Below are 19,413 nucleotides of genomic sequence, written 5' to 3'. Positions count from 1 at the left end.
GGATTCCGGGGCCAGGTCGGCGAGCCGTAGTTCCACGGGTGCTCCCGGCGCGTTTGCCGAGTGCAGGCGCAGTACGCCGTCCGACCGGCGCGCGACCGCGGCGAGGGTGGCGTGCGGCAGCGCGAAGGGCATCACGAAGCCGTCGTTGTAGTCGGTGTGCTCACCGATCAGGTTGACGCGGCCCGGCGCCGCCCAGACCCCTTCCGGTGCGGTGCCGTACAGCTCGGTGAAGCCGTCCCGGACCTCAAGTGCCCCCACTTACCTCTCCCTTGCGATGTGCTGGGCGAACTCCCAGGCATCCGCGACGATACCCGCGAGGTCCGCGCGGGACGGGTTCCAGCCGAGCTTTTCGCGGGCGGCCGCGGCCGAGGCGACCAGGACCGCCGGGTCGCCTGCCCGGCGCGGGGCCACCACCTCGGGGACGGGGTGGCCGGTGACCTGCCGGACGGTCTCGACGACCTCGCGGACGGAGAAGCCGTTGCCGTTGCCGAGGTTGCAGATCAGGTGCTCGCCCGGGACGGCCGCCTTCAGGGCGAGGAGGTGGGCCTCGGCCAGGTCGGCGACGTGGATGTAGTCGCGTACGCAGGTGCCGTCCGGGGTCGGGTAGTCGTCGCCGAAGACCGAGATCGCGTTCCGGTGGCCCTGTGCCACCTGCAGGATCAGGGGGATCAGGTGCGACTCGGGGGCGTGGCGTTCGCCGTACGTCCCGTAGGCTCCGGCCACGTTGAAGTAGCGCAGCGAGACCGCGCCCAGGCCGTGGGCCGCCGCCTCGCCGGTGATCATGTGGTCGACGGCGAGCTTGGAGGCGCCGTAGGGGTTGGTGGGCCGGGTGGGGGCGGTCTCGACGATCGGGACCTGTTCCGGTTCGCCGTACGTGGCCGCCGTGGAGGAGAAGACCAGCTTGCGCACGCCGGCCTCGCGCATGGCGGCGAGCAGCGCCATCGTGCCGCCGACGTTGTTCTCCCAGTACTTCTCCGGCTTCACCACCGACTCGCCCACCTGGGAGGAGGCGGCGAAGTGCAGCACCGCGTCGAAGCTGGAGTCCACCCATTTGGCGGCGTCGCGGATGTCTCCCTCGACGAAGGAGGCGCCGGCCGGCACTCCCTGACGGAAGCCCGTGGAGAGGTTGTCGAGCACGACGACCTCGTGGCCGGCCTCCAGCAGATGCCGGGCGACCACGCTGCCGACATAGCCCGCGCCGCCCGTCACCAGGTATTTCCCGCTCATGAACCCGCTACCTCTCGCAGTCGTTCGGCCGCGCGCTCGGGCGGCACGTCGTTGATGAACACGCTCATGCCGGACTCGGAGCCGGCGAGGTACTTCAGCTTGCCGGAAGTGCGGCGAATGGTGAAAAGTTCGACATGCAGCGCGAAGTCGTCGCGTGTCACGCCGTCGAACTCCTCCAGCGCGCCGAACGGGGCCTGGTGCCAGGCCGCGATGTACGGCGTGGGGGGCTCGGTCTCGCCGAAGATGCGGTCGAAGCGTCTCAACAGGTCCAGGTACACCTTGGGGAATTCCGTGCGTGCCGCCTCGTCGAGTGCGGGCAGGTCGGGGACGCGGCGCCTGGGGTACAGGTGGACCTCGTAGGGCCAGTGCGCCGCGTACGGCACGAAGGCCGCCCAGTGTTCGCCCTCGAGGACGACCCGCTCGCCGGCGAGTTCGCGCTCCAGGACGGCGTCGAAGAGGTTCTCGCCGCCGGTGGCCTCCTTGTGGGCCGCCAGCGAGCGCAGCATCAGGGCGGTGCGCGGGGTGGTGAAGGGGTAGGCGTAGATCTGGCCGTGCGGGTGGCCCAGGGTCACACCGATCTCGGGGCCTCGGTTCTCGAAGCAGAACACCTGCTCGACGGAGGGCAGGTGCGACAGTTCCGCCGTGCGGTCCGTCCACGCGTCCAGCACCAGCCGCGCCTGCTCCTCGCTCAGGTCGGCGAAGGAGGCGTCGTGGTCGGAGGTGAAGCAGACGACCTCGCAGCGGCCGGAGTCGCCGGCCAGCGACGGGAAGCGGTTCTCGAAGACCACCACGTCGTAGGACGGGTCGGGGATCTCGCTCAGGCGGTCGCCCGTGGAGGGGCACAGGGGGCACTCGTCGGCCGGCGGGTGGTAGGTGCGGCCCTGGCGGTGGGAGGCGACGGCGACCGCGTCGCCGAGCAGGACGTCCCGGCGCACCTCGGAGGTGGTGACCGTGCGCTCCAGAGGGCGCCGGTCGGCCGTGCCGCGCACGGTGTCGTCCCGCAGGTCGTAGTAGATGAGCTCACGACCGTCGGCCAGCCGGGTCGAGGTCTTCTTCACTGTCGGACTCCCTGCCTGGCCCCCGGGCCCGCACCCGTCAGCACCCACTTGCCCAATCACCCAACACAATCAAACATAACACGTCACAATCGATCATCCGTGGGTACGCCGAAGGAAGGCACGGCGAGCAGGGGAGGCACGGTGAGTGATGTGTGATCGTTCGACCGGTGAACGAGGGGTGTCGCGGTTACATCGGGCGCGGCGCCTGGTCCAGCAGGCCGGTGCGGGCGGCCAGGGCCGCCGCTTCCAGGCGGGAGCCCACGCCCAGTTTCATCAGGACCCGCTGGACGTGGGTGCGGGCCGTGCTGGGGGCGATGCCCATGCCGGCCGCGATCAGGCGGGTGTCCTCGCCCTCGGCGACGCGGACCAGGACCTCCACCTCGCGCGGGGTGAGCATCCGGAGCAGGCGCTGCCCCTCGTCGTCCGGCTGGGCGGCGGGGTTCAGCAGCTCGCCGAAGGCGCCCTGCAGCAGTTGCGGAGCGACCGCCGCCTCGCCCGCCCTGGCCTTGATGATCGCCCGCTCGACACCCTCGATGCGCTCGTCATGACGTACGTAGCCCGAGGCGCCCGCGGCGAAGGCGGCCGCGATGCCGCGCGGGGACGGGACCGGCCCCAGGACGACCACCGCGACCTGGGGACGCTCCCGTTTGATCTTCACCACCGGGTCGAACGTGCCCGGCTCGGCCGGTGTCGCCGTCCCCAGCAGGCACACCTCCGGCGCGCGGCTGATCACGACGTCGGCGGCGCCGGCGGCCGGCGCCGCCGCGGCCAGCACGCGGTGTCCGCGCAGCTTCAGCGCCGAGGCCAACGCCTCGGCGAGCAATCGGTGGTCGTCGACCACCATGAGCCGCACTCCCATCGAGCCCCCCAGTCCCCCCAGCGGATTCCCACAGCCCTACGGGCAGTGGCCCCCCGGCACACCCGCCCTTCATGCCCCCGGAAGCTACACGCTTGTTCGACGTCGCGCTGCCCCTACTGGCGAGAAGTGCCCCGGATCGGCGGACTTTTTGGGATTCCTGTCCATCAGGGGTCGATCGGGGTCATGGTGGCGGCCGTCAGCCGCTCGTGCCGAGCACCATCACCAGGTACTGCCTGCCGAAGACCGCCGACGACGACTTACGGGCGTAGGTGTCCGCCATGTAGAGGCGGCCCTGGGAGTAGAGGATCTCCGAGTAGTCCGGGGACATGGTCCTCTCCACGTTCCGCACGTTCTGGCTGGAGGGGTTCTCCAGCAGCTTGGTCGCCTTGAAGCTGCCGCCGTCGATGCTCACGATCTGGCCGCCCTTGTCGTAGGGCGGCGTCTTGTAGGCGATGACGTTCCCGCCGTCCATGCGCAGCGGGTAGAGCTGGTAGCCGTCGCCCGCGTCCGCGCGCTGGCCGGTCTGCTTGCCGGTGCCGAGCTCGAAGGCGATGATCTCGTTGGTCCTGGTGAACTCGCCGGTGCCGCCGTGCTCCTCGGTGGCCAGGTACAGCCGGTCGTTGCCGACCGCGAGGTTCTTGCAGTCCTCGATCGCGTTGATGCGGTCGCAGCGGAACGTGTACAGGTCGCGGGGGGCCGGGATGCGGGCGCGCATCGTGCCGGTCTTGTTGTCGACGGAGAAGAAGTCCGAGATGCCCCTGGAGTCGCCGACCTCGGCGCCCACGACGAGCGGATCGGTCGAGACGATCGCCGCGTACTCGATGCCCCGCGCCATCCTGTACTCGGAGATCACCTTCCCGGACTTCGGGTCGATGGTCTGGATGTGCAGCTGACGCTGGTCGTACGAGCCGCACTTGCGCACCGCGACCAGCTTCTCGCCGCCGCCGTAGCCGGCGTCGTAGCAGGTGTCGTCCGGCTTCGGGAGCCACAGGGCCTTGCCGTCGGCGACGGCGAAGGCGGCACCGCCCCTGAGGCTGCCCACGGCGACCGTGCCGGCGCTGACGGTGACGTTGTCCAGGTTGGTGATCTGGTCACCGGACTTGACCGTCTGCGTCCACAGCTTCTTGCCGGCGTCGAGGTCGATCGCCGCGATCTGACTGCAGCCGTGGGAGGGCTCGGCCTCGGTCGGCATGGCCGGCTCGTAGAGGATCGCCGTCTTGGCGTCCGCGGTGGTGTGGCGGCTGACCTGGCACACCGGGCCGGGCAGCTTCACGGTCCACAGCTCGGTGCCCTCGGCGGGGTCGTAGCCGACGATCTCGGCGACGCCGGTCTTGGCGTACACCTTGTCGGTGAGCCAGGAGCCGGGGGTGGAGACCGTGTCGGTCGACTTCGGCGTCGGTACCTGGTAGAGGACCTTGGCGGCGGGGTTGGAGGGCACCTTCTCCTTGCCTCCGGAGGAGGCTCCGCCGGTGCCGCCGTCCTTGCCGCCGGTGCCGCCGGTGGAGCTCGCGGTGTCCTGCCTGCCGTCGCCGGACGACTTCGCGTACCAGATGCCGGTGCCGATGATCAGCGCGATCGCGACGACGGCCGAAACGACGATCACCAGCTGGGCGTTGACCTTGCGGCCGCCGCCCGGCCGGCCGGCCTGGGGCTGCGTCGCCACGGTCGGCGGCTGGCCGGGATAGCCGTAGCCGGGCTGACCGAGGTGGCCGGGATGGCCGGGATGGCCGTAGCCGGGCTGCGGGGTCCCGTACGGGCCCGGCTGCGGGGCGTACGGCTGGGCGTACGGGTTCGGCTGCGAGGCGGGGTATCCGTAGCCCGGGGACGGCTGCGGGGCGGGCTGTCCCTGGGGGGCCTGCGGGTAGCCGTAGCCGGGCTGGGGCTGCGGCGGGCCCGCCGGAGGAGCCGGGGGCGGAGGCGTCTGCGGGGCGCCCTGCGGCGGCTGCGACGGCTGGGGGTAGCCGTAACCCGGCGCCGGCTGCGGGGACTTGCTCAGGTCCGGGCCGTCCGCGGGAGGCCCGGGCCGGGGCGGCTGGTCCTGGGGCGGGCCGAAACCGCCCTGCTGCGGCGGCTGGTGGGACGGCGGGGGCGGCGGCTGGGTCATGACGGAAACACCTCGGGGATACGGGACGACGGGGAAGCCGGGTGGCCGGAACGGCACGCGGGCGCCGGCCGCACGGGGCGGCCGGCCCGGCTCACTTGCCGTAGGCGAGCATCAGCTTCCCCCCGGTGCCGTCCCTCCCGGTCAGCCGGGTGGTGGAGATGTAGAAGCGTCCGTCGACCCAGTCGACGTCCCTGGAGTAGAAGCCGTCCTCGATCTGCGCGGTGCCCTCCGGGTTCTGCAGCAGCTTCACCGGGGTGTGGTCCGAGCCCGCCGTCGGCACGGACACGATCTGGCCGCCGGCGTTGTACCACGCCTCGGCGTACGCGATGAGCTGCCCGTTCTCCACCCTGAGCGGCATCATCGAGGTGTTCGTCGGGGACTTCACGCGCCACTTCTCCTTGCCGGTGGCCAGGCTGATCGCGACGATCTCGTTGGGACCGGTGGCGGCCTTGGTGGGCAGGTAGAGGGTGTCGGCGTCGGACGCGACCGCCTTGCAGCTCTGCATGGTGCGTATCAGGGAGACCAACAAGCCGCACTGGGGGTCGAAGGTCGCCTTGGAGTCGACCTGGGAGCGGATGGAACCGCCGCTGTCCAGCGCCGAGATGTTCCAGTGCTTCCGGTCCTTGTCCGTCGAGTAGAGGACCACCGGGTCGACGGAGAACACGCGCTGGACCCCCCAGTCCTTGGGGATCTGCTTGGTCCACTTGACCTTGCCGGTGGCGGGGTCGAGCTCCTGCACCTCGTCGTGCGCGTTCGGTGAACCGGCGGCACAGGACGAGACCGAGATCAGCCGGGCACCGCCGGCGAAGGCGCCGGGGTAGCAGGCCTGGCCGTAGCGCTGCTTGTCGTAGAGCTTCCTGCCGCTGTCGACGTCGTACGCCACGCCCGACTGCGAACGGCCCACCATCAGGGTCTTGCCGGTCACGCTCAGCGTGACGTCGGACGAGATGTCGAACAGCCCGCCCTCGGGGACCTCGGCGCTCCAGCCCTTCTTGCCGGTGTTCAGGTCGATCTGCTGGATCCGGTTGCACTTGGCGCGGTCGCTGCTGCCGTCCATGTAGGCCACGACGACCTTGTCGTCGGCGGTCTTCTGCGGCGTCACCGCGCAGATCTTCTCCGGGAGGGCGACCGGCTCCCAGGTGGGCCCGCCGTCGGCGACGTTGTAGGCGAAGACCTGCTTGTACGCCGCCTTCACCGCCGCCTTGTCGGTGATCCACATGCCGGGGGCGTCGGCGCCGGAACCGGGTGCTTCGGGCGCCTCCTTGTACCAGAGCACCCTGGCCTCGCCGGCCTGGCGGCCCGCGTTGAGGTCCTCCGGGTCCGTGTCGCCGTCACCGCTGCCGTCGCCGGGGTCGACGGGGGCGTCGGAGGCGGCGGGCCCCGAGGGCTTGGAGTCGCCGCTCTTCTCGGCGACCGGCTTCTTCTCGCCGTCGTCGCCGCCGGTGACGGCCCATACGGTGGCGCCGGCCACGAGCAGGGCGGCCAGCGCGGCGCCGATGACGACGGCCGGCTTGCCCTTGAACGGCCTGCGGGAGCCGCCGCCGGGCGGCGGGGTGCCGGGCGCGCCCGGGAACTGCGCCTGCGGGTAGCCGTAACCGGGCTGCGGCCCGTACGGCCCCGGCTGCTGCGGCTGCCCGTACGGGCCGGGGGCGGCGGGGGCGCCGTAGGGACCAGGCGCGGCGGGGGCGCCGTACGGTCCCGGCTGGGCGTAGGGACCGGGCTGCTGCGGGTAGCCGTAGCCGGGCTGGGGCTGCGGGGGTCCCGCGGGCGGAGGCGGGGGCGTGGCCTGGCCCGGGTTCTGGGGGGCGCCGAAGCCGCCCTGGGCGGGCGGGGTCTGCGGGGGCGGCCCGAAGCCGCCGGCCTGCGGGGTCTGCGGGGGCTGTGACGGCTGCGGGGGCTGCGGGGGCTGCTGGCCCTGCGGCTGCTGCGGCTGGTCCTGCGGCTGCTGCGGCTGGTCCTGCGGTGCTCCGAAGCCGCCCTGCGGCGGCTGGTTGGGCGGCTGAGTCATCAGCGCCGTTCCCCCCTAGATCCACTGATTCCCAGCCACGCCCCGAGGCACGCGACGAACCCGGAACCGTGCTCGTAAACGTCACGGACGGTTCCTTCTTATCACCCGCCACCGACACCCCACCGGCCCGTGTGGGTCGCTGTTCCCAAGGGAGGACCAGCCCGTGATGCGCCCGTTACGCACCTTCACGCCCCCTTCACGCGGCGCACGCGCCGGCCTTCACACGCCCTGGGCGTCCTCGGCGAGTTCGAGCCAGCGCATCTCCAGCTCCTCCCGCTCGCCCGTCAGCGCGCGCAGCTCGGCGTCGAGTTCGGCGACCTTCGAGAAGTCGGTGGCGTGCTCGGCGATCCGCGCGTGCAGCGCGGTCTCCTTCTCGGAGATGCGGTCCAGCTGCCGCTCGATCTTCTGCAGCTCCTTCTTCGCGGCGCGCAGTTCGGCGGCGCTCCTCTCCGGCCCGGCCTTCTCGGCGGCGGGTGCCGGGGCCGGGGCGGCGGCCGCGGCCTGCTGCTCCATCCGCTGCCGCCGCTCCAGGTACTCGTCGATGCCGCGCGGCAGCATCCGCAGCGTGCCGTCGCCGAGGAGGGCGTACACCGTGTCGGTGGTGCGCTCGACGAAGAAGCGGTCGTGGGAGATCACGATCATCGAGCCGGGCCAGCCGTCGAGGAGGTCCTCGAGCTGGGTGAGGGTCTCGATGTCGAGGTCGTTGGTGGGCTCGTCGAGGAAGAGGACGTTGGGCTCGTCCATGAGCAGGCGCAGCAGCTGCAGCCGACGCCGCTCACCGCCGGACAGGTCGCCCACCGGCGTCCACTGCTTCTCCTTGCCGAAGCCGAACGTCTCGCACAGCTGCCCGGCGGACATCTCCCGCCCCTTGCCGAGGTCGACGCGCTCGCGCACCTGCTGCACGGCCTCCAGCACCCGCCGGTTCGGGTCGAGTTCGGCGACCTCCTGGGAGAGGTAGGCCAGCTTCACGGTCTTCCCGACGTCGATCCGGCCGCCCGCGGGCTGCTCCTCGCCCTGCGTCCGCGCGGCCTCGGCCATGGCCCGCAGCAAGGAGGTCTTCCCGGCGCCGTTGACGCCGACGAGGCCGACCCGGTCGCCCGGCCCGAGCTGCCAGTTCACGTGCTTGAGCAGCACCTTGGGCCCGGCCTGCACGGTGATGTCCTCGAGGTCGAAGACGGTCCTGCCCAGCCGTGAGGAGGCGAACTTCATCAGCTCGCTGCTGTCCCGCGGCGGCGGCACGTCCTTGATCAGCTCGTTGGCGGCCTCCACGCGGAAGCGCGGCTTGGACGTACGGGCGGGGGCGCCGCGGCGCAGCCAGGCCAGTTCCTTCCTGACCAGGTTCTGCCGCTTGGCCTCCTCGGTGGCGGCGATGCGCTCGCGCTCGGCGCGGGCGAAGACGTAGTCGGAGTAGCCGCCCTCGTACTCGTGCACGGTTCCGCGCTGCACGTCCCACATGCGCGTGCAGACCTGGTCCAGGAACCACCGGTCGTGGGTGACGCACACCAGCGCCGAGCGCCGGGCGCGCAGGTGCTGGGCGAGCCAGGCGATGCCCTCGACGTCGAGGTGGTTGGTGGGCTCGTCCAGGACGATCAGGTCCTGCTCCTCGATGAGCAGCTTGGCCAGCGCGATCCGCCGCCGCTCACCGCCGGACAGCGGTCCGATGACGGTGTCCAGGCCCTTGGGGAACCCGGGCAGGTCCAGCCCGCCGAACAGTCCGGTCAGTACGTCGCGGATCTTGGCGTTGCCCGCCCACTCGTGGTCGGCCAGGTCCCCGATGACCTCGTGCCGCACGGTCGCCGCGGGGTCGAGCGAGTCGTGCTGCGTGAGCACCCCGAGCCGCAGCCCGCCCGAGTGCGTGACCCGCCCGGTGTCGGCCTCCTCCAGCCTGGCCAGCATCCGGATGAGGGTGGTCTTGCCGTCACCGTTGCGCCCGACGACGCCGATCCGGTCTCCTTCGGACACGCCGAGCGAGACGCCGTCGAGCAGGGCACGGGTGCCGTACACCTTGCTGACGTTCTCGACATTGACCAGGTTGACGGCCATTTCACTCCTGTGCGCGGGGGTCGGTCAGCTTTCAAGCGTAGGGCCTGCGGAGGCGGGGGCGGCGCGCGAGGGGAGGGTCACTCAATGTGACGACCTGAGGGGAAACGGGCCGCTACCGTGGAGGGCAGGCAGCAGGATCCCGTCCATGGGAGGAACCATGACCGCCGAGTCCGTGACGCAGCACAGCCAGTGGCACGTGCCGCCCAAGGACGGCTACACCGTGGACGACCTGTTCACACTGCCCGATCTCCCGCCGCACACCGAGCTGATCGACGGGAGCCTCATCATCGTGAGTCCGCAGCGCAATTTCCACGCAGACGTGATCGACCTGCTGGTCAGCGGCCTCCGGCGAAGCGTTCCGAAGAAGTTCAAAGTGAAGCGGGAAATGACCATTGTCCTCGACCGGCGCAACGGCCCGGAGCCCGATGTGAGCGTGGTCCTGGCCGATGCGGTCAGCGGACCGGATCAGACGAGCTACCAGGCGCTGGACGTGCTGCTGGCCGTCGAGGTGGTGTCGCCGGACTCGGAGTCCCGCGACCGTACGACCAAGCCGCAGAAGTACGCCGCCGCCGGCATCCCCAACTTCTGGCGCGTCGAACGCGACGGAACCAGCCGTAGCCCGCTCATCCACGTCTACGAACTCGACACTCTCACCCACGGGTATGTCCACATGGGCATGCACCGCGATCGGATCAAGGTCGACAAGCCGTACACCATCGACATCGACCTCACCGCGATCGACGAGTTCTAGCATCCGCGCCCGCCCCTCACACCACCGTCGCCCCGACCGCCGGCGACTCGGCGACCCGGGCGGCCCGGCAGGTCCCCGAGGCGAGCAGGGCCCGAGCCACCGCGGTCGCCGACTCGGCGTCCGCCGCGAGGAACGCCGTCGTCGGTCCCGACCCCGACACCAGCCCGGCCAGAGCCCCCGCCGCACGCCCCGCCGCGAGGGTGTCCGCCAGGGACGGGCGCAGGGACAGCGCGGCGGGCTGGAGGTCGTTGGAGAGGGCGCCCGCGAGCGTGTGGGCGTCGCCCTTCGCCAGGGCGGCCAGCAGCTCGTCGGAAGCGGTCGGCCCGGGGATGCGGACTCCTTCGTTCAGCCGGTCGAACTCGCGGAACACCGCCGGGGTCGACAGCCCGCCGTCGGCCATCGCGAACACCCAGTGGAAGGTGCCGCCGGCCTCCAGCGGGCGCAGCTTCTCCCCGCGCCCGGTGCCCAGCGCCGCCCCGCCGACCAGGCTGAACGGCACGTCGCTGCCCAACTCGGCGCAGATGTCGAGCAGTTCCTCGCGAGAGGCGTTCGTGCCCCACAGCGCGTCACAGGCGACCAGAGCCGCCGCGCCGTCCGCGCTGCCGCCCGCCATGCCGCCGGCGACCGGGATGTCCTTGGCGATGTGGAGGTGCACGCCGGGGCGGCGGCCGTAGCGCTCGGCGAGGGCGAGCGCGGCGCGGGCGGCGAGGTTCGTACGGTCCAGGGGGACCTGGCCGGCGTCCGGGCCCGCGCAGGTCACGCGCAGCTCGTCGGACTCGGTGACCGTGACCTCGTCGTACAGGCCGACCGCCAGGAAGACGTTCGCCAGGTCGTGGAAGCCGTCGGGGCGGGCGGCGCCCACGGCGAGCTGGACGTTGACCTTGGCCGGGACGCGGACGGTGACGGTGGCGGTGGCGCTCACTGGTTCCTGGACTCCTTGTGTTCTGCGATCCGCGCGAACTCCTCCACGGTCAGGGACTCTCCCCGCGCCTGCGGCGACACCCCGGCGGCGACGAGTGCCGCCTCCGCCGCCGCCGCCGACCCGGCCCATCCGGAGAGCGCGGCCCGCAGGGTCTTGCGGCGCTGGGCGAAGGCCGCGTCGACGACGGCGAAGACCTCCTTCTTGGTGGCGGTGGTCTTGAGCGGCTCGGTGCGCCGGACCAGGGACACCAGTCCGCTGTCGACGTTCGGCGCGGGCCAGAAGACGTTGCGGCCGATGGCACCGGCCCGCTTGACCTCGGCGTACCAGTTGGCCTTCACGGAGGGCACGCCGTACACCTTCGAGCCGGGCGCGGCCGCGAGCCGGTCGGCGACCTCGGCCTGCACCATGACGAGGGTGCGCTCGATGCTCGGGAAGGTGTCGAGCATGTGCAGCAGGACGGGGACGGCCACGTTGTAGGGGAGGTTCGCGACCAGCGCGGTGGGGGCCGGGCCCGGCAGTTCGGTGACGTGCATCGCGTCGGAGTGGACCAGCGCGAAACGGTCGGCGCGGTCCGGCATGCGGGCGGCGACGGTCGTGGGCAGCGCGGCGGCGAGGACGTCGTCGATCTCGACGGCGGTGACGCGGTCGGCGGCCTGGAGCAGGGCGAGGGTGAGGGAGCCGAGTCCCGGGCCGACCTCGACGACGACGTCCTCGGGGTGGACGTCGGCGGTGCGGACGATACGGCGGACCGTGTTCGCGTCGATCACGAAGTTCTGGCCGCGTTGTTTGGTGGGGCGTACGCCCAGGGCGGCCGCCAGTTCGCGGATGTCGGCGGGGCCCAGGAGGGCGTCAGGGGTGGGGCTGCTCACGGCCACAAGGGTACGGGGAGCGCGGGAGGCCCTAAGCGTGCAGGCGGTCGCCGCAGTGGGGCCAGGGGCTCGTGCCCCGGCGTACGTACAGCTTCTTGGCCCGGTAGGTCTGTTCTTCCGCCGACGCGTCCTGGGGGCGGCCCCTGCCGCCGAGGTCCTGCCAGGTCTCCGTGTCGAACTGGTAGAGGCCGCCGTACGTCCCCGAGGGATCCACCGCGTCCGGCCGGCCGCCGGACTCGCACCGGGCCAGGGCCTCCCAGTTCAGGCCGCCGGCGCCCCGCACCGACGGCGGGTGGGGCCTGGTGCCGACCCTCACGATCCGGGCGCGCGGCTCGCGCACGACCTCGGACTCCAGGCGCCGCGGGCGCTGGCGCACGCCGTTGACCGTGCGCAGCAGGTACGTGACCCGGCGCACCCCCGGCTCCCCGGTCCGCTCGACGACCTCCGTCCCCGTGAACAGGGAGGGGTCGACGGTGCGCCGTACGGCGAAGGGGATCGGCTCCTCGTGCACCTCCCGGCTCCCGGTGATCCGCAGCACGGTGACCGTCTGCCCGTCGCGCGGGAAGCTGTCCGGCGCCACGGACGTGGTGTCCTGGCCCCGCAGCGTGACCCCGGCCTCCTCCACCGCCTCCCGTACGGTCGCCGCGTTGGTGCGGACGGTGCGCGCCCGGCCGTCCGCCATGACGGTCACCGAGCGCTCGGTGCGCACGTCGAGCGCGAGCCCGGCGCGTCCGATGGGCCGGGAGCGCGAGGTCGACAGGTACGCGCCCTCCGCGCGCACGCCGAGCTCGCTGAGCGCCCCCTCGACCGTGCGCGCCGTCGTCCACACCTCGTGCGCGTGCCCGTCGAGCGTGAGCCGGACCGGCCGCCCGTGGTGCACGGCGATCCCGTCGCCGTCGGTGAGCGCCGTGCCGGGGGCGGGCGCCACCACGTCGTGCGGCCCGACCCGTACGCCCTCGTCGGCCAGCAGCTCGGACACGTCGTCGGCGAAGGTGTGCAGGGTGCGTCTGTGGCCGTCGACGTCGAGCTCGATCGCCTTGTCCTCGGCGACGAACGCCGTGGTCCCGCCCGCCAGGCACGCGACGATCAGCGCGCGCGGCAGCAGCCGGCGCACGCTCGCCTCCGGCCGCTCGGTGGGCCGTGCCCTGCGCCGACGGCCGCCGCCCCCGCCCACCTGGCGGGGCAGCGCCGGCTGGGTGGGTTCGTGGGGGGCGGGGCGGCGGGGGCCCGCGTGCGGCGACCCGTGGGCCCCGTACGGCAGCGTCGGTGCGGTGTGCACGTCGTGGCGGACACCGACGCCCGCGTACGGCTCGTGGGTCTCGTACGGCGAGTTCTTCACGGCGCCAGAACCTAGCGGAGGGGTCGCCACCCTCCAAAGCCGTCCGGCTACGGAACGTAGTCGAACGCCCGTGCCGTATTCGCCGCCAGCGCCGTCGCCAGGGCGTCCTCGTCGATCCCCCGCACGGCGGCCATCGCGCGCACCGTGACCGGAACGAGGTACGGCGCGTTGGGCCGTCCGCGGTACGGCGCCGGGGTCAGGAAGGGCGCGTCGGTCTCCACGAGGACCAGTTCCAGCGGGGCGACGGCGAGGGCGTCCCGCAGGTGCTGGGCGTTCTTGAAGGTGACGTTGCCGGCGAAGGACATGTAGTAGCCGGCGCGGGCGCAGATCCGCGCCATCTCCGCGTCGCCCGAGTAGCAGTGGAACACCGTCCGCTCCGGGGCGCCCTCCTCCTCGAGGACGCGCAGGACGTCCGCGTGGGCCTCGCGGTCGTGGATGACCAGGGCCTTGCCGTGCCGCTTGGCGATCTCGATGTGGGCGCGGAAGGACCGCTCCTGGGCCGCCTTGCCCTCGGGGCCGGTGCGGAAGTAGTCGAGCCCGGTCTCGCCGACGCCCTTGACCTGGGGCAGCGCGGCCAGCCGGTCGATCTCGGCCAGCGCCTCGTCCAGCGCCGCGTCCCCGCCGGGCTCGCGGGCGCCCTGCCGCGACCAGCCGTCAGGATCGCCGTGCACGATGCGCGGGGCCTCGTTCGGGTGCAGGGCGACCGTCGCGTGGACGCTCTCGTGCACCGCGGCCGTCTCGGCGGCCCACCGCGATCCCTTGAGGTCGCAGCCCACCTGGACGACCGTCGTCACCCCCACGGACGCGGCCTTGGCCAGGCCTTCCTCGACGGTGCCGGACTGCATGTCGAGGTGGGTGTGGGAGTCGGCGACCGGTATCCGGAGCGGTTCCGGAAGCGGGGGCGCCGTGTTCTTGTCGGCGTGGGAAGGCATGCCCCGATCCTACGGAAGGGGCATGCCGTCGGCGTTCGTCATCCCGGGTGGCGGTGGAACGGGTGCAGCAGGTCGGACAGGTGCCAGTGGTGCTCGGGCCGGCCCGCCGGGGCCGGGGGCCGCGGGTGCAGCGGGCTCTGCGCGGACGACACCCGTCCGGCCCGCATGATCCTCACGACGTGACCGTCGCAGTTCCCGCAGTTCGGCCGGGACAGCGGGGACGGCACGACGCGGCCGTCCGCCACGTACCGCACGAACTCGTTGCCGTCGCCGTCCGTGTGGTGCTCTGTCTCGTACGCCTGCTCCCACCCGTGCCCGCACCGCATGCAGGCGAAGGAGTAGGACTCGTTGACGACTGCGGTGGCCGTGCCGCGGCGGCCGGCCGGCCCCATGATCTCGCTCACTCCGGCTCCTCCCGTCCACAGGACAACTGGACGAATGGACAAGGGGACGGACCCGTCCCGCCGTCCAGTGAACGCCGCCCCCGGCGCGAGCGCCCACGGTCTGTGGAGTGTTGGAGACGATGTGGACTCCGCTTGTCCAAGGCTCCCCGGGACGGCCGAAGCCGCTTTGCCTTCCGGCACGGCCCTTTGCCACCCCATGGGGCACCCGCTCAGGAGGGACACGGAGAGACACGCCCTGCTCGAAGCGGCCGCGGGCGCCCGCTCACGCCTCCGCGCGCTTGGCGGCGACCACCGCGTCGAACACCTCGCGCTTGGGCACCCCGGCCTCGGCCGCGACCGCCGCGATGGCCTCCTTGCGCCGCTCGCCGGCCTCCTCGCGCACCCGCACCCGCCGCACCAGTTCCTCGGCGCCGACCTCCTCGGGCCCCTTCTCGGGCGCCCCCTCGACCACCACGGTGATCTCGCCGCGCACGCCCTCGGCGGCCCACGCGGCCAGCTCCCCGAGCCCGCCGCGCCGTACCTCCTCGTAGGTCTTGGTCAGCTCCCGGCACACGGCGGCCCGCCGCTCGGCGCCGAACACCTCGGCCATCGCCGCGAGCGTGTCGTCGAGCCGGTGCGGGGCCTCGAAGTAGACCAGTGTGCGCCGCTCGCCGGCGACCTCCCGCAGCCGGGTCAGCCGCTCGCCCGCCTTGCGCGGCAGGAACCCCTCGAAGCAGAACCGGTCGACGGGCAGCCCGGACAGCGCGAGCGCGGTGAGCACGGCGGACGGGCCCGGTACGGCCGTCACCCGGACGTCCCTCTCGACGGCCGCCGCGACCAGCCGGTAGCCGGGGTCGGACACGGACGGCATACCCGCGTCCGTCACCAGCAGCACGCGCGCGCCGCCGAGCAGCTCCTCGACCAACTCCGGCGTACGGGCGGCCTCGTTGCCCTCGAAGTACGACACGACGCGCCCCTTGGGGGTCACGCCGAGCGCCTGCGCGAGCCGGCGCAGCCGCCGGGTGTCCTCGGCGGCGACCACGTCCGCGCCGGCCAGCTCCTCGGCGAGCCGGGGCGGCGCGTCCTGGACGTCGCCGATGGGTGTGCCCGCCAAAACCAGGGTTCCAGTCACGCGACCCATCCTCTCAAGCGCCCCGGGAGGCGGACGCATCCCGGCCGGTACCGGCCATGCGCGGGACTCACACAGAACGGTTCCCTACGATGGCGCGGTGACCAGTACCGCGTCCTCCACGGACACCCGGCAGGGCCTGGCCCCGTACGACCAGCGACCGTCGTGGCAGCAGCGGCTGCGCCGCTTCGGCGGTTCGGCGGGGGCCACGAGCGACGGCAGTGGTGTCATCGATCGTCTGGTGCCGCCGTATGCGCAGCCCAGCCCACGGCTGTGGGCCGCCTTCGGCTTCCCGCACACGCTCGCCGACCGGTTCGCCCGCTGGTCGGGCTGGGGCGGCCCGCTGCTGGTCACCCTGCTGGCGGGCGTACTGCGGTTCTGGAACCTGGGCAGCCCGAAGAAGGTGATATTCGACGAGACGTACTACGCCAAGGACGCGTGGGCGATCGTCCACCGCGGCTTCGAGGTCAACTGGGACAAGAACGCCAACGGCCTGATCCTGGAGACCGGCGGCCACGTCCCCATCCCCACGGACGCGTCGTACGTCGTGCACCCGCCGGTCGGCAAGTACGTGATCGGCCTCGGAGAACTGGTCTTCGGGTTCAACCCGTTCGGCTGGCGGTTCATGACGGCGCTGCTCGGCACGCTGTCCGTGCTGATGCTGTGCCGGATCGGCCGGCGGCTGTTCCGCTCCACCTTCCTGGGCTGTCTGGCGGGCGCGCTGATGGCGGTGGACGGCCTGCACTTCGTGATGAGCCGGACCGCGCTGCTCGACGGCGTGCTGATGTTCTTCGTGCTGGCCGCCTTCGGCTGCCTGCTGGTCGACCGCGACCGGGCCCGGGCGAGACTCGCCGCCGCGCTCCCGGCCGACGCCGACGGCCGGGTCCGTCCCGACGCGCACACGGCCGAGACGGCCCGCCTCGGCCCGCGGCCCTGGCGGTGGGCGGCGGGCCTCATGCTGGGCCTGGCGTTCGGCACCAAGTGGAACGGTCTGTACGTCCTGGCCGCGTTCTGCGTGATGTCCGTCCTGTGGGACGTGGGCGCCCGCAGGGTGGCCGGCGCCCGGTACCCCTACCTGACCGTGCTGAAGCGGGACCTGGGCCTGGCGTTCCTGTCCACGGTCCCGGTCGCGATCACCGTCTACGTGGCCTCCTGGATCGGCTGGATCCTGTCCCCCGCCGACGGCACCGGCGGCTACTTCCGCGACTGGGCGGCCACCGACGGCAAGGGCGGCCTCTTCGCCTTCCTTCCGGACTGGCTGCGCAGTCTGTGGCACTACGAGCACGAGGTCTACAAGTTCCACGTCGGCCTGTCCTCGCCGCACACGTACCAGTCGAACCCGTGGAGCTGGATCGTCGACGGCCGCCCGGTGTCGTACTTCTACGAGTCCCCCTCCCCCGGCACGGACGGCTGCCCGGCGGACGCGGCCGACAAGTGCGCCCGCGAGGTCCTCGCCATCGGCACGCCGATGCTGTGGTGGGCGGCCTGCGCGGCGCTGGTGTACGTGCTGTGGCGCTGGTTCTTCCGCCGCGACTGGCGCGCGGGCGCCATCGCCTGCGCTGTCGCGGCCGGCTATCTGCCCTGGTTCCTGTACCAGGAGCGCACGATCTTCTTCTTCTACGCCATCGTCTTCCTGCCGTTCCTGTGCCTGGCGGTCGCGATGCTGGTCGGCGCGATCGTCGGCCCGCCCGGCGCCACGGACACCCGCCGCGTCGCGGGCGCGACCGGCGCGGGGGTCCTGGTCCTGCTGATCGTCTGGAACTTCATCTACTTCTGGCCGCTGTACACCGGCACGTCGATCCCCATCGACTCGTGGCGTTCACGAATGTGGCTGGATACCTGGGTTTGAGTCAGCCGGCTGATCTCTGTTCGGACAACATCCGGAAACGGCCCTCACTGTTTCCTCTCCTGCCCCCTACAGTCGGTGGGTCTGCGAGCGGGGAGGGAGCGCTTCCATGCGCAAGGGGGCCAAGGTCGCCGTCATAGGCGGGGTGTTCGCCGTGATGGTGGGCGGAGCGGGGTACGGGACGTACAACTTCGTGTCCGCGCTGAACGGGAAAACGGTGGTCGGCGGCGGGCCGGCTCCTGTGCGGACCGGGCCACCGAGCCAGGGCGAGGTGAAGGAGGCCTCGGCGAAGTTCTTCGCGGCCTGGGAGAGGAACGAGGCGGCGACGGCCGCGTCGTACACGAACTTCCCCGAGGAGGCCGCGCAGCTGCTCACCGCCTACGGGGACGACGCGCACATCACCGACGTGAAGATCACGCCCGGGGCGGCCTCCGGCACCACCGTGCCCTTCTCGGTCAGGGCCACCGTGTCCTACGGCGGGANGGGAAGTCCGAGCCGCTCGCCTACCGCAGCGAGCTGACCGTCGTGCGCGGCGCCACCACGCACCGGCCGCTGGTCGACTGGGACCCGTCGGTGGTGCACCCCGAGCTGAAGAAGGGCGACACGCTCGTCACGGGCGAGTCGGGGGCGGCGCCGATCGAGGCCGTCGACCGCAACGGCACCGTGCTGACCAAGGACGCTTACCCGTCCCTCGGGCCGATCCTGGACGCGCTGCGGGAGAAGTACGGCGACAAGGCCGGCGGCACGCCCGGGATCGAGCTGAGCATCCGGCACGAGGACACGAACGCGGCCGAGACCCCGCTGATCACCCTCGCCAAGGGGCGGCCGGGCAAGCTGCCCACGACCATCAGCGCGACCGCGCAGGCGGCGGCCGAGCGGGCCGTGCGGAATTACACCGAGTCGTCCGTGGTCGCCGTGAAGCCGTCCACCGGCGAGGTGCTCGCGGTCGCCAACCACCGTGCCGACGGCTTCAACGCCGCCTTCCTCGGCCGGCTCGCACCCGGCTCCACCATGAAGATCATCAGCGCGGCCATGCTCATCGACAACGGGCTCACGACGGCGGGCGGGCCCGCGCCCTGTCCCCCGGACGTGGTGTGGCAGAGCCAGACCTTCCACAACATCAAGGGCCTGACCCCCAACGAGAACGCGACCCTCTCCGAGAGCTTCGCCCTCTCCTGCAACACGGCCTTCATCAAGTTCATGCGCCGCATCGACGTGGACTCCCTGACCCGGGAGGCCGAGGACCGCTTCGGGCTCGGGCAGGACAACTGGAAGGTCGGTGTCCCGTCCTTCGACGGCGCGGTGCCCGCCGTCGAAGGCCCGGACATGGCGGCCAACCTCATCGGCCAGGGCCAGGTCCAGATGAGCCCGCTGAACATGGCGTCGGTGACGGCCACCGCGATGACCGGCGCCTTCCGCCAGCCGGTCATCGTCCCGCGGTCACTCGACGACCGCCCGCTGGCCCAGGCCAGGGGGCTGTCGGCGAGCACGGTCGCCCAGCTGCGGCGGATGATGAACCGCACCGCCACCAGTGGCACCGCGGCCACCGCGATGTCGGGCCTGGGCGGCGACATCGGCGCGAAGACCGGCTCCGCGGAGGTCGACGGCCAGGCCAGGTCCAACAGCTGGTTCACCGGCTACCGGGGCGACATGGCCGTCGCCGCCATGACCCAGGAGGGCGGCCACGGCGGCGACGCGGCGGGCCCGATCGTCGCGGCGGTCCTGCGCGCGGGCGGCTGACCGGGGCCCGGGGCCCTGAGGGAAGTCCCCGGCATCGCCCGGCGGGCCGGGCTCCGGCGGCAGGGCCTAGGGTGGGGGCCGGCGCTGAGGAGCGTGTGGCGGGTGAGGGCGGTGGGGACGCCCTGGGGAATCGCGGAGGACTGAACGCAGTGGGCAAGAGAAGACGCGTCACCGAGCAGCGGAAGACGTCTCCCGCCGTGATC

16 protein-coding genes and 1 pseudogene are annotated in these 19,413 nt (G+C 72.3%); 4 read left to right on the top strand and 13 right to left on the bottom strand.

What is annotated here, in order from left to right; translation table 11 throughout:
• The 7 genes from RH94_RS44260 to RH94_RS22875 all read right to left on the bottom strand — a co-directional run.
• A partial coding sequence (locus RH94_RS44260; protein ID WP_234425972.1) for a galactokinase family protein occupies window positions 1–258 on the bottom strand: 258 nt, incomplete at its 3' end.
• A complete protein-coding gene (galE, locus tag RH94_RS22900) occupies window positions 259–1,227 on the bottom strand; it encodes a UDP-glucose 4-epimerase GalE (protein WP_073949468.1) in 969 nt (322 codons plus the stop codon).
• Window positions 1,224–2,285 (bottom strand): galactose-1-phosphate uridylyltransferase, encoded by a 1,062-nt coding sequence (gene galT, locus RH94_RS22895; protein ID WP_073949466.1) that lies wholly within the window; start codon window positions 2,283–2,285, stop codon window positions 1,224–1,226. Before galT ends, galE begins: the two co-directional genes overlap by 4 nt.
• A gap of 187 nt (window positions 2,286–2,472) precedes the next feature.
• Entirely contained in the window at window positions 2,473–3,144 is a 672-nt protein-coding gene (locus RH94_RS22890; protein ID WP_073949464.1) for a helix-turn-helix transcriptional regulator, read from the bottom strand.
• 196 nt (window positions 3,145–3,340) lie between these two features.
• Entirely contained in the window at window positions 3,341–5,248 is a 1,908-nt protein-coding gene (locus RH94_RS22885; RefSeq protein WP_073949462.1) for an outer membrane protein assembly factor BamB family protein, read from the bottom strand.
• A 91-nt stretch (window positions 5,249–5,339) separates the two neighbouring features.
• On the bottom strand, window positions 5,340–7,256 hold the full coding sequence (locus RH94_RS22880) for an outer membrane protein assembly factor BamB family protein (protein WP_073949460.1): 1,917 nt from the start codon (window positions 7,254–7,256) through the stop codon (window positions 5,340–5,342).
• Between the two features lie 219 nt (window positions 7,257–7,475).
• Window positions 7,476–9,299: an ABC-F family ATP-binding cassette domain-containing protein gene (locus tag RH94_RS22875; protein WP_073949458.1), complete on the bottom strand. Its 1,824-nt coding sequence runs from the start codon at window positions 9,297–9,299 to the stop codon at window positions 7,476–7,478.
• Window positions 9,300–9,444: 145 nt separating this feature from the next.
• Here RH94_RS22875 and RH94_RS22870 point away from each other — a divergent pair, with 145 nt between their 5' ends.
• Window positions 9,445–10,050, top strand: a complete 606-nt coding sequence (locus RH94_RS22870; RefSeq protein ID WP_107428799.1) for a Uma2 family endonuclease — start codon at window positions 9,445–9,447, stop codon at window positions 10,048–10,050.
• Between the two features lie 16 nt (window positions 10,051–10,066).
• Here the strand turns inward: RH94_RS22870 and RH94_RS22865 are convergent, their stop codons facing one another.
• The 6 genes from RH94_RS22865 to rsmI all read right to left on the bottom strand — a co-directional run bounded on the left by RH94_RS22865 (window position 10,067) and on the right by rsmI (window position 15,627).
• The gene (locus RH94_RS22865) at window positions 10,067–10,972 is read right to left on the bottom strand and encodes a 4-(cytidine 5'-diphospho)-2-C-methyl-D-erythritol kinase (RefSeq protein WP_073949454.1); all 906 of its coding nucleotides are present in this window, start codon (window positions 10,970–10,972) and stop codon (window positions 10,067–10,069) included.
• Complete coding sequence (gene rsmA, locus RH94_RS22860) at window positions 10,969–11,841, bottom strand: 16S rRNA (adenine(1518)-N(6)/adenine(1519)-N(6))-dimethyltransferase RsmA (protein ID WP_073949675.1); 873 nt, start codon at window positions 11,839–11,841, stop codon at window positions 10,969–10,971. Before rsmA ends, RH94_RS22865 begins: the two co-directional genes overlap by 4 nt.
• Before the next feature lie 31 nt (window positions 11,842–11,872).
• Window positions 11,873–13,180: a resuscitation-promoting factor gene (locus RH94_RS22855; RefSeq protein ID WP_073949452.1), complete on the bottom strand. Its 1,308-nt coding sequence runs from the start codon at window positions 13,178–13,180 to the stop codon at window positions 11,873–11,875.
• 47 nt (window positions 13,181–13,227) lie between these two features.
• Window positions 13,228–14,112 (bottom strand): TatD family hydrolase, encoded by an 885-nt coding sequence (locus RH94_RS22850; protein WP_073949450.1) that lies wholly within the window; start codon window positions 14,110–14,112, stop codon window positions 13,228–13,230.
• A gap of 38 nt (window positions 14,113–14,150) precedes the next feature.
• Window positions 14,151–14,516: a hypothetical protein gene (locus RH94_RS22845; RefSeq protein WP_073949447.1), complete on the bottom strand. Its 366-nt coding sequence runs from the start codon at window positions 14,514–14,516 to the stop codon at window positions 14,151–14,153.
• Window positions 14,517–14,778: 262 nt separating this feature from the next.
• Window positions 14,779–15,627 carry a 16S rRNA (cytidine(1402)-2'-O)-methyltransferase gene (gene rsmI, locus RH94_RS22840; protein ID WP_073949445.1) on the bottom strand — a complete coding sequence of 283 codons (849 nt, stop codon included), beginning with the start codon at window positions 15,625–15,627 and terminating at the stop codon, window positions 14,779–14,781.
• Between the two features lie 97 nt (window positions 15,628–15,724).
• Here rsmI and RH94_RS22835 point away from each other — a divergent pair, with 97 nt between their 5' ends.
• The 3 genes and pseudogenes from RH94_RS22835 to RH94_RS22830 form a co-directional block, all read left to right on the top strand.
• Complete coding sequence (locus tag RH94_RS22835) at window positions 15,725–17,473, top strand: dolichyl-phosphate-mannose--protein mannosyltransferase (protein WP_073949443.1); 1,749 nt, start codon at window positions 15,725–15,727, stop codon at window positions 17,471–17,473.
• Between the two features lie 106 nt (window positions 17,474–17,579).
• A pseudogene (locus RH94_RS44255) lies at window positions 17,580–17,952 on the top strand (penicillin-binding transpeptidase domain-containing protein); the annotation flags it as partial.
• Window position 17,953: 1 nt separating this feature from the next.
• On the top strand, window positions 17,954–19,210 hold a 1,257-nt coding region (locus RH94_RS22830), incomplete at its 5' end, for a penicillin-binding transpeptidase domain-containing protein (protein ID WP_234425971.1).
• Window positions 19,211–19,413 lie beyond the last annotated feature (203 nt).

The organism is Streptomyces kebangsaanensis, from assembly GCF_001906585.1.
Lineage (GTDB): Bacteria > Actinomycetota > Actinomycetes > Streptomycetales > Streptomycetaceae > Streptomyces > Streptomyces kebangsaanensis.
The sequence above is the reverse complement of the archived record's forward strand: the minus strand, read 5'-3'. Positions and strand labels throughout refer to the sequence as shown.

Excerpts from the sequence above, each read along its gene's own strand:
- galE (WP_073949468.1), bottom strand. The coding sequence starts at position 1,227 with ATGAGCGGGAAATACCTGGTGACGGGCGGCGCGGGCTATGTCGGCAGC.
- RH94_RS22890 (WP_073949464.1), bottom strand. The coding sequence starts at position 3,144 with ATGGGAGTGCGGCTCATGGTGGTCGACGACCACCGATTGCTCGCCGAG.
- RH94_RS22885 (WP_073949462.1), bottom strand. The coding sequence starts at position 5,248 with ATGACCCAGCCGCCGCCCCCGCCGTCCCACCAGCCGCCGCAGCAGGGC.
- RH94_RS22880 (WP_073949460.1), bottom strand. The coding sequence starts at position 7,256 with ATGACTCAGCCGCCCAACCAGCCGCCGCAGGGCGGCTTCGGAGCACCG.
- RH94_RS22875 (WP_073949458.1), bottom strand. The coding sequence starts at position 9,299 with ATGGCCGTCAACCTGGTCAATGTCGAGAACGTCAGCAAGGTGTACGGC.
- RH94_RS22870 (WP_107428799.1), top strand. The coding sequence starts at position 9,445 with ATGGGAGGAACCATGACCGCCGAGTCCGTGACGCAGCACAGCCAGTGG.
- RH94_RS22850 (WP_073949450.1), bottom strand. The coding sequence starts at position 14,112 with ATGCCTTCCCACGCCGACAAGAACACGGCGCCCCCGCTTCCGGAACCG.